The organism is Shewanella sp. 10N.286.52.C2, assembly GCF_002874545.1.
Lineage (GTDB): Bacteria > Pseudomonadota > Gammaproteobacteria > Enterobacterales > Shewanellaceae > Shewanella.
Genome location: NZ_MCTV01000004.1, coordinates 61,949 through 77,594 on the forward strand (window position 1 = coordinate 61,949; position 15,646 = coordinate 77,594).

Genomic DNA, 15,646 nt, shown 5'->3' on the forward strand with positions numbered 1-15,646 from the left:
AGAGATATAAATGATAGAAGCAGATCGCTTAATACAACCACAAGAATTTGAGCAAGAAGTACATATTGATAGGGCGATGCGCCCTAAAATGCTTGAAGACTATACAGGTCAAGATGATACTCGCGCCCAGCTTAAAGTGTTTATAGAGGCAGCGCTTAAACGTGAAGAGGCCTTAGATCATATGTTGATTTTTGGCCCTCCAGGTTTAGGTAAAACTACGCTGGCGATGATTGTTGCCAATGAAATGGGTGTAAATATTAAGTCTACTTCAGGACCTGTACTTGAAAAAGCGGGCGATCTCGCTGCACTACTGACAAACCTTGAACATGGTGATGTGCTATTTATCGATGAAATACACCGCTTAAGCCCAGTAGTGGAAGAAATTCTCTATCCTGCAATGGAAGATTATCAATTAGATATTATGATTGGTGAAGGACCTGCAGCACGTTCCATTAAACTGGATTTACCACCCTTTACTCTAATTGGCGCCACCACCCGAGCAGGGGCGTTAACGTCGCCTTTGCGCGCCCGTTTTGGTATTCCACTGCGTCTTGAGTTTTATAACGTAAAAGATCTTTGTACCATTGTGACTCGCTCAGCCAAAGTCATGGAATTACCCATCGATGAGCAGGGCGCCTTTGAAATTGCAAAACGCTCAAGGGGAACACCTCGTATCGCTAATCGTTTGTTAAGACGTGTTCGCGATTACGCTGAAGTAAAGCATGATGGCTTTGTAACTGCAGAGGTCGCACAAAAAGCGCTGGATTTACTTGATGTTGATTTAGAAGGCTTTGATTATCTAGACAGAAAATTATTATTAGCCATCATTGATAAGTTCATGGGCGGGCCAGTGGGTTTAGATAACCTTGCCGCAGCTATTGGTGAGGACAGAGAAACCATTGAGGATGTATTAGAGCCATTTTTAATCCAACAAGGCTTTATACAAAGAACACCACGTGGCCGAATTGCAACAGATAGAGCATATCTGCACTTTGATATCATAAAACCAGCAGTTTAATTTGTTGTAATAAAAAATGGAAAGCTAAGGCTTTCCTTTTTTTTACTTATAAATAATGGTGCAGTATTGAATAAATATTCATTATTAACTTATCGACGAATTGTAACATTTATAAATGATTAAAAATAAAACATACCGGATGGCATAATACTCAATTGTTAAATTGTAATAACCTAACACCTGCTTGTGTTGTACTTGTTAAAACCTAATGCTATTTAATTGAGCCATACAAACAATCCTACAGATAAAATTACCTTTCATTGTTATAAATATACTTGTTTAAATAATAACCACAGTTAATAATTCTATAAAGACCCAGTACTGGTGCGGGTTACAGTGTTTTAGATCCTAAACAGATCTTAAACTGAATAAAAACTGACTAAATAAATTTTATATGGCGCAAGCTTCAATAATATTGTGTGATCATTGTCACATATATTCGTTTTGATAAGTATTAAAAATGTTATTTTTGCACTAGATGATAACACTTTATTTGATGGTTATTGGCAGTGTTATTCACTGCTAAGTAAAATAAATTCTATTTTAGCGCGATAGCTACTTATTAGTGTTAACACTTGCACTTGTAAGTTATTAACAAGATAACGGTCAAAAGTTAAAGGTTAGTGGTTTGACGAAATATCTCTGGTTATACAGTATCTAGTTCAACGCAAATTTAAATACTTATTTAATTGCGTACATAGAATAAGAAAAGATATCACCAGGGAGCTACAAATGCTTAAAAGATCTAAATTATCAAACAGCGTAAACGTCGCGTTATTAGCGTCAGTTTCAGCTGCTTCAGCCGTTTCGGTAAGTGCTTACGCAGCAGAAGAATCTGCTAACGTAGAAAGAATTGCAGTAACGGGCTCCCGTATTCAACGTCAAGATATGGAAACAGCATCGCCTGTCACCACGATTGACGCCAGTGCTATCAAAGCGGAAGGTTATAACTCTGTAGATGAAATTCTACAATCTCAACCTGCTATGGCCGGTATGGCTGCAGGTGCGACCACCAACAACGGATCTGATGGTGTAGCGCAAGTTGATTTACGTGGTATGGGTTCAAACAGAACATTAGTACTGTTAAATGGTCGTCGTATGGTGAACTCAGGATCTGGCGCAGACAGTGCAGTCGATTTGAACACTATTCCAGTTGCAATGATTGCTCGTGTTGAAATCTTAAAAGATGGCGCATCAGCAGTATATGGTTCAGATGCTATCGCTGGTGTTGTTAACATCATTACTAAAAAAGACTTTGAAGGTTTCCAGTTTGATATCAATGGCGGTGCAACTGACAAAGGTGATGGCGAGAACCTAGAGCTAAGTGCATTATATGGTTTTGATACCGGCAAAGGTAACGTGACTTTTGGTTTAGCTTACTCAGAGCGTAAAGGTGTAATGCAGGGCGATCGTGATTGGGTTGCTAAGGGTGATAGCTCATTTACGCCACAAGGCGGTATCGTCGGAAATAAGCTAGATTCTAACGGTAATCCTGTGTTTGATGATAAAGGAAACATTGTCACAGAAGTCAAAAATTATGATAACGGTGATTGGGTTACTCAAGAGCAAGGTTATGACTTCACCCAAGACAGCTGGTTACAAACGCCAAATAAACGCTATAGCTTCTTTGCTAACGGTAACCACGAATTTTCAAATGACATGATTTTAAGCGGTGATATCCTTTACACTAAACGTAAATCTAGCCAAATGATGGCGGCTCAACCTGCTAACTTAGATTTAGAAGTTTGTGAAGGTAATATTAAGCAAGATGATTGCATTACGTTGGATGATGCTATGATATCAGCTGGAATCGTAGCTGATGACAAAGGGTTTATTAACTACCGTAAACGTATGAATGACGTGGGTAACCGTGTTTATGAACAAGAAACCGATACCTTACGTGTATCCGCTGGTTTAGCCGGTTATTTAGATATTAACACCGGTATGGACTGGGATGTGTCATATACCTATGGTAGTAACAAAGCCGATACTTGGGTACATAATTCAATTCACCAAGGCAACATGATAAAATCAATCAATGCGAATCAAGATGCATGGTTTTCTGGCGATCCTATGAGCCAAGAGATGATTGATGCCGTTAGCTACACAGAGCAAACTGATGGCGGTAACGATCAACATGTTATTGCTGGTGTGATCAGCGGTGAAGCATTTGATTTAGATGCTGGTGCAGTGGCTTTCGCAATCGGTGTAGAGTACCGTCATGAAAGTGGTTATTACAATCCAGATCCAGTAATTATTGCTGGTGAAGGTACTGCAGCGCAGCAAGATCCAACTGATGGCAGCTTTGATGTATTCTCTGTTTACCAAGAAGTCAGTGTTCCTTTCACTGAAAAATTAACTGGTGAGTTTGCACTTCGTTATGATGATTACTCTACTTTTGGTAGTGCTGCAACTTGGAAAGTGGGCTTAACTTATGAGGCGACCGATGATTTAATGCTTCGTACAGTAGCTGCTACTGGTTTCCGTGCGCCAAGTGTCAGCGAATTATTTGGTGGAAACTCAGGTTCATTCGACTTCCTAGATGATCCTTGGGGTAATGAGTTAGATGACCAAATTTTAGTTAACTACACCTCAGATGAAAACTTAGATGCTGAATCTTCAGAGTCTTATACTGCTGGTTTAGTTTACTCACCAAGTTATGTTGATGGCCTATCTATCACCCTAGATTGGTGGAGATTTAAGATTGATAACGCTATTGCGCGTTTAGATGTACAAGCGGGTCTTAATAGCTGTTTTGCTAACGATATAAGTGCATGTGAAACCTTTAATATTGGCGCTGATGGTAATTTAGACCACTTAACCAACCCACTAACCAACGTTGGTTACCAAGATACATCAGGTATTGATTTTAACTTAGCATACAGCTTTGAAGCATTTGGTTTGGATTGGAAAATCAATAACGATCTGACTCACTTGATTAAGTTTGAGCAAGATGGCCAAAATTACACTGGTACAATTGGTGGTATGTTCGGTGGTTACGCTGAATACAAAAACAACTTCAACATAAGTGCTAGACAAGGTGATTGGAGTGTAATGTATTCGAACCGTTATATTGGCGAAATGAATGACATCAACACGGATGCTCCGATTGATTCAATTCTTTACCACAATGTTTCGGCAACGTATTTCTTCAGCGACGCAGTCTCAGCTAACATTGGTGTGAAAAACTTAACCGATGAAGAGCCACTGATGATCCCAAGTGAAAACGATGCAGGTACAGTTCCTGAAGTGTATGACACCATTGGTCGTCAAATCTACGCAGGTGTATCATTTAAGTTCTAAGCAATTAAAACTTATATGAATCCAATAAAAAGCCAGCTAACACTGGCTTTTTTGTATTGTCACCAAGTGACAATCTTAGTTAGATAGTTATTCTAACCATTAAGCTAATTTTTTGCTGATTTTTAACCTAAGCCCTGAGTCGCTGACTTCATTTGGATGAGTTCTATTTTGTAACCATCTGGGTCTTCTACAAAGGCAATTTCGGTGCTTCCACCTGCAACAGGGCCTGGTGCGCGAGTGATATTGGCGCCAGCAGCTGCAATGGCTTCACAGCGGGCGTATATGTCTTCTTCGCCAATAGCTAAATGCCCAAAACCTGTACCCAAATCGTAGCTCTCAGTACCCCAGTTATAAGTTAATTCAACTACAGCTTGTCCAGTTGACTCATCCCCATAACCGACAAAGGCGAGGGTATATTGATATTGCTTGTTTTCTGATTTTCGTAATAATTTCATCCCCATAACTTGGGTATAAAACTCAATGCTACGGTCAAGGTTGCCGACACGGATCATGGTATGAAGAAGTTGTGACATAATATTCTCTATAATTGAATGTATGTAAGTAACTGTTCAAGCATAACAAATTTTCATCTGAGATATAAAATTGATTTCAGGTTAAAATTTACGTTTTAGTTCACAGTTTTGTTGTTAAACAATAGGAAAATAATTATTAAAAGCTAAAATTAACTTATATTCATTTGGAGACAAGATAATGACAACAGAACTAAAAATGGCTCTTGGTACCTCAGTAGTAATCGCAGTATGTTTCAGCGCATTTTTTGTATCAATGTTTTAAAACTTGCTGAAAATATTCACAAAAAACCGCTTATAGCGGTTTTTTTGTGCCTTAAATTTGACTTGGTCAAACTAAGTACCTGTTTGCTTCTTTTTATGGGTAAATTTTGCAGCTTTAGCAAATATGTTAGCTAAGCAAGAACACAATGGTGCTGAAAACATATAAGGTATTTTTAGTTTATTAATCAGCACTAAAACAGCCAGCGGTGCTAACAGGGCAAAGATAAAACCGATAACAAGCTGTTCGATAAAAGAGTGTATGCCTAGTTGACTTAGTAGTGCTCTAGCGGCTCCGCCCGCAACAACATGCATCAGATATATTGCCATTGAACAGCGACCTAAATAAGCAAAAAAACTTAGGTTAAATTTTGCCAGATGAATAGATAAAGAAACGATAAAACCAATTGAAATTATAGCCAGTAACAAAGACTGTATACCTCTATCACGATATTCTAATGACAGATAACCGTGAAATATCCATTGCCCTAATATGAAAGCCAAAAATAATCCGACAAGGGCTAATTTGCTATCAAGCCACTGCGTTTTTATATGCAGTGAAAAAATAATTCCTAGAGCGAAAAAAGCTGTGTTTTCAGTAATATAATTGATTATTTTATCATCTGAAATCATCGAGCTAGTTAAGTACATTATAATGCTGAAAATGCCAAATACAGCGCTGAAGCGTTGTGGTAATAAACGATATGCTAGCGTCGATAATGCAAAGATTAACAATAAAGCATATAAGAACCAAAAATGTGCTCTAGGGGCCCACAACAGTGAAAGGACGTCAGTAAAAGAGGGACTTCCATTGGTGTAGCTAGGTAAAAGTACTTCTAATGAACCTTGTAACATTGACCACAATAAGTAGGGGTAAAAGATAGTATCAATTTTACTGAAAACTAATTTTTTCGATCCTCTTTTTTGTAATGATGTAACAAAGAATAACCCTGATAAAAAGAAAAAAAGCGGCATGTGAAAACTATAAACTAGGCTATCAGCAAGTTTGTAAAAAGGAACGGGTAAGTCTATGCCCGAATGATAAATGCCACGGGCTACATGTCCATACACCACTAACATAATGCCTATTGCTTTAGCGTATTCAACCCAAGCTGTGTCTTTCTGTGTCACGAAATGTCCTTTTCTAAATGTTGTGCTTCAAACCACAAATAATTCTTGCTACGCATTGAGTATTTAGATGAATTAGCTGTAAAGGTTATGACGGATAGCTGCAAGTATCATTAGCTTATAATGATAGCAAAATAGATCACAGTATTAACATTTTATTAATACAAAAGTATTAACTGATTTGGGCGCGGGATTGTATTTACAGGATGGTATTTACAGGATGGTATTTAACAGTTTAACCATTGCCAATTGGAAGGCAATGGTTCGTAGAGATGCTCTAATAAAAAGTACTAAAAAGATAACATTAGATGATTAATCTTCTGGGTAAACCTTATCTTTGTATTCGCAAAGGTCTTCTATCATACAGCTACCACAGCGAGGCTTGCGGGCGATGCAGGTATAGCGTCCATGTAAAATAAACCAGTGATGTACATCGACTTTAAATTCGGCAGGGGTGACTTTCAGCATTTTTTCTTCTACTTGGTCGACATTTTTACCCATGGCAAATTTAGTGCGATTTGCCATACGAAAAATATGGGTATCAACAGCGATAGTAGGCCAGCCAAATGCAGTGTTGAGTACCACGTTGGCAGTTTTACGGCCAACGCCAGGGAGTGCTTCTAATGCCTCTCGATTTTCAGGTACTTCGCCGCTATGTTGATCAATTAGCATTTTACAGGCTTTAATAACATTTATCGCTTTGTTGTTATAAAGCCCAATGGTTTTAATGTAAGTTTTTAAGCCATCAACGCCAAGATCGTAAATTCCTTGAGCTGTGTTGGCGACAGGGAATAATTTGTCAGTGGCTTTATTGACGCTGACATCGGTTGCTTGCGCCGACAGGGTGACGGCAACCAGCAGTTCAAACGGCGATGAAAAGTTTAATTCAGTTTCAGGTTTAGGGTTATTGTCCCGAAGACGGGTTAACATTTCATAACGTTTTTGTTTGTTCATCTATTAGCTAACCTTGGTAATTCTGGCGCGCGCTATGGCTTCGCTTTGTTGTTTTGGTTGTCGGCTTTCGAGTTTTGCATCAATAACATTTTTAAGGGCAATTAACAGTCCCATGGCGATAAACGCCCCCGGCGGTAACATTGCAATTAAAAAATGGCTATCGAGTTGAAATACTTGAATCGTCAGTGCGCTTGCCCAGTCACCTAACAGCAGCTCAGCACCATCAAATAAAGTGCCTTGACCAAGAACTTCACGTACTCCGCCAAGCACCACTAAAATGGCGGTAAACCCAAGTCCCATCATGAGCCCATCAAAAGCAGCGCTACTAACATTGTTGCGTGATGCAAAGGCTTCTGCTCGGCCAATGATCACACAGTTGGTGACAATCAAGGGCAAGAAAATGCCTAAAGAAAGGTATAAGCCATAGGCATAAGCATTTATTAACAGCTGAACACAGGTTACTAGTGCGGCAATGATCATCACAAACACTGGAATACGGATTTCTTTTGGAACAAAGTTGCGCACCAATGATACCAGTACATTAGAACCAACCAGCACTAGCAGTGTGGCAACACCTAAGCCTAAAGCATTAGTTACCGTAGCTGTTACAGCTAATAACGGACATAAGCCTAATAACTGAACCAATCCGGGATTGTTTTTCCATAATCCTTGCCAAGCTATTTCGCGGTAATTAGTCATGATCTCGTCCACATTGGTTTACGGTGCTATAAAGCATTTGCCTGTTGTTTTTAACATAGGTTAGGGCATTATTAATCGCTTTGACATAAGCTCTTGGGGTAATGGTAGCCCCTGTAAATTGGTCGATGTTACCACCATCTTTTTTAACGCCTAATGGTTTATCGTTTGAATTAAAAACTAACCCAGCAAAGGCTAAAACCCAGTCAGATTTTCTTAAATCAATTTTGTCACCTAAGCCAGGTGTTTCCTGATGTGCTAAGGTTCTTACGCCTAGTAGGGTGTTGTCGTTATCGACACCGATAATAAGCTTGATATCACCGTTATAACCGTCAGGGGCAATGGCTTCAATGGCCATTGCAACAGGTAAATCGCCCTGTTTAGCAATATAGGCTGATAACGATTGATCGCTGCCCAAATATGCTTCATCAATCACGGCAATACAATCGTCAGTTAATGCATTGTCATGCATTGCTTGAGGTATGATTTGTTGCAGCACGCGTGTAAGTTGCTTGCGTTGCTGGTCAATAATCCTGTCTGCAGTTAAATAGTTCACGCTTGCCACTAAACCAGTGCAACACAAAGCAAATATCGCAAGTATCAGGCCATTTCGTGTAATAATATTAGACATAATAAATCCTGTTTAATTTCCTGCTCTATGGCCGTATGAGCGCGGACGAATGTAGTAATCAATAAATGGGGCACACATATTGGCAAGTAAAACTGCAAAGGCGACCGCATCAGGGTAACCACCATAGGTTCTAATCACAAAAATAAGCACGCCTATGATAGCGCCAAATAACAATCTGCCCCGGGGACTGGTTGCAGCGGTAACAGGATCGGTCGCAATAAAGAAAGCACATAACATGGTGCCACCAGAAAACAGATGCAGTAATGGGCTAGCATGAGTACTTGGATTCAATAAAAATCCCACACCTGCACAGATAAATATCGCTAATAATATGCCAGTACTGATCTGCCAGCGGATCACCTTGAGCTTTAACATCACAAGGCCACCAAGTAAATACGCAATATTGACCCAAAACCAGCCAACACCTGCTATGCCGTCAAAAACATTCTTCTGTAAACTTTCGGCACTAGTTAACCCCATAGATAAATCAGTTTTGAATGTGTCTAACGGTGTCGCCATAGTATGACCGTCGATGCCAAGGCGATATAAATGAATATCCACATTGGATAATTCAAATATTGAATTTAATGCTGCAATAATGCCCACATGATTGCTAGCAAGTTCTGCAGGTGCAACCCATGAGGTCATTTGCACTGGAAACGAAACCAGTAACAGAACATATGCAGCCATGGCAGGATTAAAGATATTATTACCTAGCCCGCCATATAAATGCTTTACGATCACGATAGCAAAAAGACAGCCTATAACCGTCATCCACCAAGGTGTTAAGGGCGGTATGGCAACGGCAATCAATAAAGCTGTAACTAAGGCACTATTATCTGCTAAGGCTGTTTTAATTGATTTATTACGTAACTTCATTATGCAAGCTTCAGCGCTTAAGGCTGTTACTACGGCAATAATGATTTGTACCAAAGTCCCCATACCAAAGAAGTAGGTTTGGGCTAAAATACCCGGAATTAAACAGTAGGCAACACGCAGCATGACTTTATTGGTCTGCAGTGTGGTACTGACATGTGGAGATGAAGCTATTTTAAATGCCATGTTTATTCCTTTTCACTCAGCTTACGCTGATTTTCAAGCTTCTTCGCTTTTGCTTTAGCAACTGCAGCTGCAATTCGTGCTTTTTTGTCGTCAGTAGCTTCTGTTGGAGCAGGCTCTTCTTTAAGCTTTGCTGGCGCTGATACAGTTTCATTTTCAGCGTCATGTTTAGGCGCAAGTTTTTTCGCTTTGGCCTTAGCAACAGCGGCTGCAATTTTCGCTTTTTTGTCGTCAACGGGTTCTGACTGTACTTTTGTCACTTCGCTAACAACTTGCTCGTTAGCAGCTTGTTCGTTAGTAGCTTGAACAGAGGCAGAGACATCATCAGTTGCATTTGTTGCAGCGAGCTTTTTCGCTTTAGCTCGTGCAACGGCAGCCGCAATTTTCGCTTTTTTGTCGTCAATTGGTTTTGACGTTACTTCTGTTACTTCGCTAACAACTTGCTCGTTAGCTACTTGAACAGAGGCAGAGATATCATCAGTTGCACTTGTTGCAGCTGTTGCTGCGAGCTTTTTGGCTTTAGCTCGTGCAACGGCAGCCACAATTTTCGCTTTTCTGTCGTCAATTGGTTCTGAGGTTACTTCTGTTACTTCGCTAACAACTTGCTCGCTAACAACTTGCTCGCTAACAACTTGCTCGTTAGCTACTTGAACAGAGGCAGAGATATCATCAGTTGCACTTGTTGCAGCTGTTGCTGCGAGCTTTTTGGCTTTAGCTCGTGCAACGGCAGCCGCAATTTTCGCTTTTCTGTCGTCAACTGCTTCTGACGTTACTTCTGTTACTTCGCTAACAACTTGCTCGTTAGCGGCTTGAACAGAGGCTGAGACATCATCAGTTGCACTTGTTGCAGCGAGCTTTTTGGCTTTTGCACGTGCAACTGCTGCGGCGATTTGTGATTTTTTGTCTGTAGCTGTGTTGCTAGGTTCACTGCTAGTAGTAACAGTGCTAGTAGTTACAGGCGTGTCATTAGCATCAGCTGGAACTGCACTGGCGAGTTTCTTAGCTTTTGCTCGGGCAATAGCGGCTTTAACTGCTGCACTTTTATCTGTAGTGGCACTATTGTTATTGGTTTCTGCAGCGGGTGTTGCCGTTGCTTGCTTTTTGGCTGCAATACGCGCCATTGCTTCTGCAACAGCATCTTTTTTACTGCTATCCATAGCAGCTTTACGTTTTTCTGCTGCGAGTCTTGATTTTTCTTCGCGGGCACGCTTTTCATCTTCAAGGCGTTGCAAGCGGGCTTCAAAACGTATTTTAGCCTGTTCAGCTTGGAATTTTTCTTCCGCTTCATTTTTAAGCGCTGATTTGGCAATGCGATAATACTCAACAAGTGGAATATCACTGGGGCAAACATAGCTGCAACAGCCGCATTCAATGCAATCTTTTAAATTAAAGCTAGCGGCCTTATCGTACTCCTGGGCTTTTGCATGCCAGAATAATTGTTGCGGTAACAACAGAGCTGGGCAGACAACAGCACATTCTCCGCAGCGGATACAGGCTTTTTCATCGACATCAGGGGCGATTTCATCACTGCTTGGTACCAATATGCAGTTTGTTCCTTTTAATACTGGAACATCAGTATTGGGCAGTGCATAACCCATCATAGGACCACCGATGATGACTTTAGCACTTATGTTATTAGTGTCTTTGACTGGCGTTTGTGTTTGCTTGAGTGCATGGGTGATCGGTGTACCGATAGGTAACCAATAGTTGCCTGGTTGTGATACTTGATTACCCGTGATGGTCACTAATCTCTCAATCAGAGGTTTACCATTTAACACAGCATCTTGAATCGCAAAGGCGGTGCCGACATTGTGCACCACAATACCTTGCTGGGCCGGAATGCTACCTGTGTGTATTTCTTTACCGGTCACAATTTGAATCAACTGCTTTTCGCCACCGGAGGGGTACTTAGTTGGAATGATGGTGATACGAGTCATTTTTGCTAAGGATTCAAAGGCTGCTAACGCCGTCTTCATCGCTGCAGCAGCTTGTGATTTGTTATCTTCGATAGCGATAATTATCCGTTGAGGTTTCAACAAATAATCGATGACTTCGATGCCTTTGATGATGTCAGTTGCGTATTCACGCATTAACACATCATCAGAGGTGATATAAGGTTCACACTCAACACCGTTAATGATCACAAGATCAATTTCACTGGCTGGATTAAGTTTTATATGACTTGGAAACGTTGCGCCGCCCATACCCGCGATGCCAGCTTGCTTAATTTTCTCAATAACTTGTTGGTTACTCAGTTCTGTCAATGTCGCAGGCAAAAATACCGCAGCAGTATCTTGACCATCAGCGGCAATGGTGCAAGTTAAACAAGGTAAACCAGAGGCATGATTACTTGCATGCTGTTCAATACTGATAATTTGACCAGATGTAGGCGCATGTACAGGAAGGTACATAAAGCCTTCACCATCAGTGAGCATTTGCCCTTTGAGTACCTGCTCGCCGACTTTTACTGTTAAACGAGCGCAATCACCGACTTGAGGCAGCGGTACTCTATATTGAGCTGCTAAGGGGAGTTGGCGTACAGCTTGAGTATTAGACAGAGTCTTAAGTTGTGGAGGGTGTATTCCACCTGGAGAATGCCATAAAGTCCCTTTATCAATTTGTTCTAATAAAGTTAGCACTGAGATTCCTCGTTTACATCGTTTACTTTAGCTGCTTTTGAGCTTTTAACATGATCAATATCAATAAGCGTGACTGGGATAGAAGATAATTTCCAATCCCAGTTCTTTAGGTTTTGTTCAACTGGGATCATATCAATACAGTCAACTGGACAAGGCTCTACACACAAATCACAGCCGGTACAATCTTTAGTAATAACCGTGTGCATCAGTTTACCCGCGCCTAAAATGGCATCTACTGGGCAGGCTTGAATACATTTAGTACAACCAATACATTCATCTTCTCTGATGTAGGCGACTTTTTTAACCGTTTCCTGAGCTACTTCGTTTAATGGCTCTGGATCAACTCCCATTAATGACGCAAGTTTCTCCATAGTCGCAGTGCCACCAGGCGGGCACTTATTGATGTTATCACCATTGGCAATAGCTTCAGCATATGGTCGGCAGCCTGGATAGCCACATTGACCGCATTGGGTTTGCGGCAACAGGGCTTCTACTTGATCGACAATAGGGTTTCCTTCGACTTTAAATTTAATTGAAGCGTAACCAAGAATTAAGCCAAATATTAAGGCTAAGATGGTTAGCACAATGACAGCGATTGCAATACTAGACATGATTATTTAACTAGCCCCGCAAATCCCATAAAGGCAAGCGACATTATGCCTGCGGTAATCATGGCAATAGCACCACCTTTAAAAGGTAAAGGCACGTCAGCCGCCGCCAAGCGTTCGCGCATGGCTGAAAACAATACTAGTACTAAAGAAAATCCAACCGCTGCACCAAAACCATATACTGCAGATTGAATAAAGTTATGATCTTCATTGACGTTAAGTAGGGCGACACCGAGTACTGCGCAGTTGGTAGTGATGAGCGGGAGATAAATCCCTAATGCTCTATGTAAAGAGGCACTGGTTTTTTGTACTAACATTTCAGTAAATTGCACCACAACAGCAATGACCAAAATAAAGCTCATGGTTTTTAGATAGGTGATACCAAAAGGCTCAAGTAAAAATTCGTTGGTTAAGTAGCTAAGTATAGATGCTAATGTGAGTACAAAAGTTGTTGCCATGGACATACCGATGGCAGAAGCTAACTTGCTAGATACCCCCATAAAAGGGCATAGTCCAAGGAATTTTACTAATACAAAATTATTAACTAGCACTGTGCCAATTAACAGTAAGAGATAGTCTGTCATTACTACACTTTTCTATATGAGAGTTCTTTAAGAGATTAGCAGTATTATCTAGGGTTTAGGCTGGTTTAACAACGGATAAAAAAAAGGGTTATGTAAATAATAACCCTTTTTTTGAATAAAGGTCTTACATTGGTTATTTATTTATCTGTTTTCGCGATAATTTCTGGTCTGGCAATGTAATAACCTTGTAAGCCATCAACGAGTAATTTTTCAAGTGTTAGTTTCTCTTCTTGCTTTTCTACGCCTGTAGCGACCACTTTTATGCCAATTCTTTTGGAGATATCAACAATCATTCTTATGAAGAATTTATTGTTGTTGTTTTGATCAATCTTATCGCTATAACTGCTGTCAAGCTTGATAAAATCGGGTTTTACTTCCCTAAAGAATTTGAAAGATGAAAAACCTAATCCAAATTGTTGAATGGCAACCTTAACGCCAACTTTGTGCATCTCATTAACGAAGCGTTGGCTTGCATTTAAGTTCTTCTGCATACCTGATTCATTGACTTCAAAGATTAATCTTGCAGCAACACTGCGGTGGCTAGATAAAATATCTGTTAACCAAGACACAAAGACTTCATGGGTAGCAGATGAGGCACTAATATTGACGCCAAAATTACCCTTAAGGCTTGGATTGGTGCTGAGTAATTGTATGCAATGAACGATGAGCATTTTATCCAAATCGATATTTAATCGATGACGATCAGCCATTGCGACCACACTGGCTGTAGGTAAATTGGAGCCTTCATTATTAAAGAAACGGGCAAATAACTCACGATAAACATCGACTTGATTATTACAAGGTAAGATTGGTTGTTGAAAAAACTTAACCCCTTTGCGGTTAATGAGGTCATTGATGGTTACTTTCCAGTGGTTATCGCCTAATTGTTCGTTACCATTGAATTTTTCAAGAATATGGTATCTGTTAAGGCCAGATGTTTGCGCGATGCTGACTGCGGTATCCGCGAACACCAATAGCGCGTGAGGGTCAAACTGGTTTTCAAAAGGGACTAAACCGGCATTGGCAATATTATCGGGTTCAATGGTTTGGGCATATTCATCAAAGCTTCTTTTTAGGTTATCTAAAAATCGCTCAGACTCTTTTGTCGTAATACCATGAATAAATAATGCAAAATCACTGCTTGATACCCGGTAAAATTCATTGACTCCCATCTTAGAGCCAGCTGTTCTGATGCAAGTCGCAATTTTATTTAAATAATCATCGCCAGCTTCACGTCCTTGCAACTGGTTTATACTGGCAAGTTCAGCAGCTTTAACAATACAAAGCACGCCAAATTGCTGCTTATCTGATTTCGAAATAGATTTTATTTGATCGTCAAAGCGTCTTCGGGTTGAAAAGCCGGTGACAGCATCCTGATAAGCGGCTTTGGTAAGGGTATCATTTTTGTTATGAAAACTGTCGATGCTGGCTTTTAATTCGCCTCGGCTCTTTTCAAGAGCAATACCTATGGGTTTAAGCGAGCCTTTTAATCTTGAGGTTTCTACAGCTTGAAATGACAGACTAGAAATATTACTGATGTAATCAGATGCATACTTTATCCCTCTGCGGTGCACATGCATTAACAGCGCAAAACTCAGCATAATAACTAAATACGCTAAAATGGTCAGACTCGCTGCTTTTTCAAGGTTAACAAAGCTTGTGGTGATAACTGAACTCGTGTTTAACCGGACTTGCAGGCGAGCGTCAGCAAACGTATTAATATGACCTAATTCGATAGAAAAAATTTTATCTTCAAAGTCGGCGTCAGTTTTAGCTAACGTTCCATAGGTAAAGTTATTATCACTGTCAGTACTGTGGATGTATTGGAAAAATTGGAAGCTAAAATTTTCGCTTAATTGCTGAAAGAGTGCCTGTCCATCACTATTCCATTCTGTAATTGAATTGATTTGGTGCTTGTAATTTTCAATTGCAATATGGCCTTGGCGTTGCATTTCTTTATTTTCAAGGTCATAAATACGAAATAATAACAGACCAAAAATAACAAAAAGTACTAACTGGAAAGATTTTGATAAGCCCATGAATGATCCGTTTCCTGTCTTAAATGCTTGAGTTTAATGAGAATAATGTACTCAAGGTATTATAAACTTAAAAAAGAAATATAACTGTATTAAATTGTAATAGAAAAAGACATAAAAGGAGAGGGTTTTAAACTAAAAACGTGAGATATAACATGATGATATGCTAGAGGTAAATCTTGGCTCCCCGGACTGGACT

12 protein-coding genes are annotated in these 15,646 nt (G+C 40.1%); 2 read left to right on the forward strand and 10 right to left on the reverse strand.

The window, feature by feature from the left end; all coding sequences use genetic code 11:
* Positions 1–10 precede the first annotated feature (10 nt).
* Together ruvB and BCU94_RS02435 are read left to right on the forward strand one after the other, a co-directional pair.
* Positions 11–1,018, forward strand: a complete 1,008-nt coding sequence (gene ruvB / locus BCU94_RS02430) for a Holliday junction branch migration DNA helicase RuvB (RefSeq protein ID WP_076536398.1) — start codon at positions 11–13, stop codon at positions 1,016–1,018.
* A gap of 732 nt (positions 1,019–1,750) precedes the next feature.
* Positions 1,751–4,321, forward strand: coding sequence for a TonB-dependent receptor (locus tag BCU94_RS02435; RefSeq protein WP_102475522.1), 2,571 nt, complete (start codon positions 1,751–1,753; stop codon positions 4,319–4,321).
* Positions 4,322–4,443: 122 nt separating this feature from the next.
* On the opposite strand, the gene gloA is transcribed toward BCU94_RS02435, so the two are convergent.
* The 10 genes from gloA to BCU94_RS02485 form a co-directional block, all read right to left on the reverse strand.
* The gene (gloA, locus tag BCU94_RS02440) at positions 4,444–4,854 is read right to left on the reverse strand and encodes a lactoylglutathione lyase (protein ID WP_102437219.1); all 411 of its coding nucleotides are present in this window, start codon (positions 4,852–4,854) and stop codon (positions 4,444–4,446) included.
* 333 nt (positions 4,855–5,187) lie between these two features.
* Entirely contained in the window at positions 5,188–6,243 is a 1,056-nt protein-coding gene (locus BCU94_RS02445; protein ID WP_241904946.1) for an acyltransferase, read from the reverse strand.
* 309 nt (positions 6,244–6,552) lie between these two features.
* The gene (nth, locus tag BCU94_RS02450) at positions 6,553–7,194 is read right to left on the reverse strand and encodes an endonuclease III (RefSeq protein WP_102475523.1); all 642 of its coding nucleotides are present in this window, start codon (positions 7,192–7,194) and stop codon (positions 6,553–6,555) included.
* A 3-nt stretch (positions 7,195–7,197) separates the two neighbouring features.
* A complete protein-coding gene (locus tag BCU94_RS02455; protein WP_076536406.1) occupies positions 7,198–7,893 on the reverse strand; it encodes an electron transport complex subunit E in 696 nt (231 codons plus the stop codon).
* Entirely contained in the window at positions 7,886–8,521 is a 636-nt protein-coding gene (gene rsxG, locus BCU94_RS02460) for an electron transport complex subunit RsxG (RefSeq protein WP_102437228.1), read from the reverse strand. Before rsxG ends, BCU94_RS02455 begins: the two co-directional genes overlap by 8 nt.
* A gap of 12 nt (positions 8,522–8,533) precedes the next feature.
* A complete protein-coding gene (rsxD, locus tag BCU94_RS02465; protein ID WP_102475524.1) occupies positions 8,534–9,583 on the reverse strand; it encodes an electron transport complex subunit RsxD in 1,050 nt (349 codons plus the stop codon).
* Between the two features lie 2 nt (positions 9,584–9,585).
* Positions 9,586–12,219, reverse strand: coding sequence for an electron transport complex subunit RsxC (rsxC, locus tag BCU94_RS02470; RefSeq protein ID WP_102475525.1), 2,634 nt, complete (start codon positions 12,217–12,219; stop codon positions 9,586–9,588).
* Positions 12,213–12,830: an electron transport complex subunit RsxB gene (gene rsxB, locus BCU94_RS02475; RefSeq protein ID WP_102475526.1), complete on the reverse strand. Its 618-nt coding sequence runs from the start codon at positions 12,828–12,830 to the stop codon at positions 12,213–12,215. Before rsxB ends, rsxC begins: the two co-directional genes overlap by 7 nt.
* A gap of 2 nt (positions 12,831–12,832) precedes the next feature.
* On the reverse strand, positions 12,833–13,411 hold the full coding sequence (gene rsxA, locus BCU94_RS02480) for an electron transport complex subunit RsxA (protein ID WP_076536414.1): 579 nt from the start codon (positions 13,409–13,411) through the stop codon (positions 12,833–12,835).
* A 137-nt stretch (positions 13,412–13,548) separates the two neighbouring features.
* Positions 13,549–15,450 (reverse strand): GGDEF domain-containing protein, encoded by a 1,902-nt coding sequence (locus BCU94_RS02485; protein WP_102475527.1) that lies wholly within the window; start codon positions 15,448–15,450, stop codon positions 13,549–13,551.
* Positions 15,451–15,646: the final 196 nt, after the last annotated feature.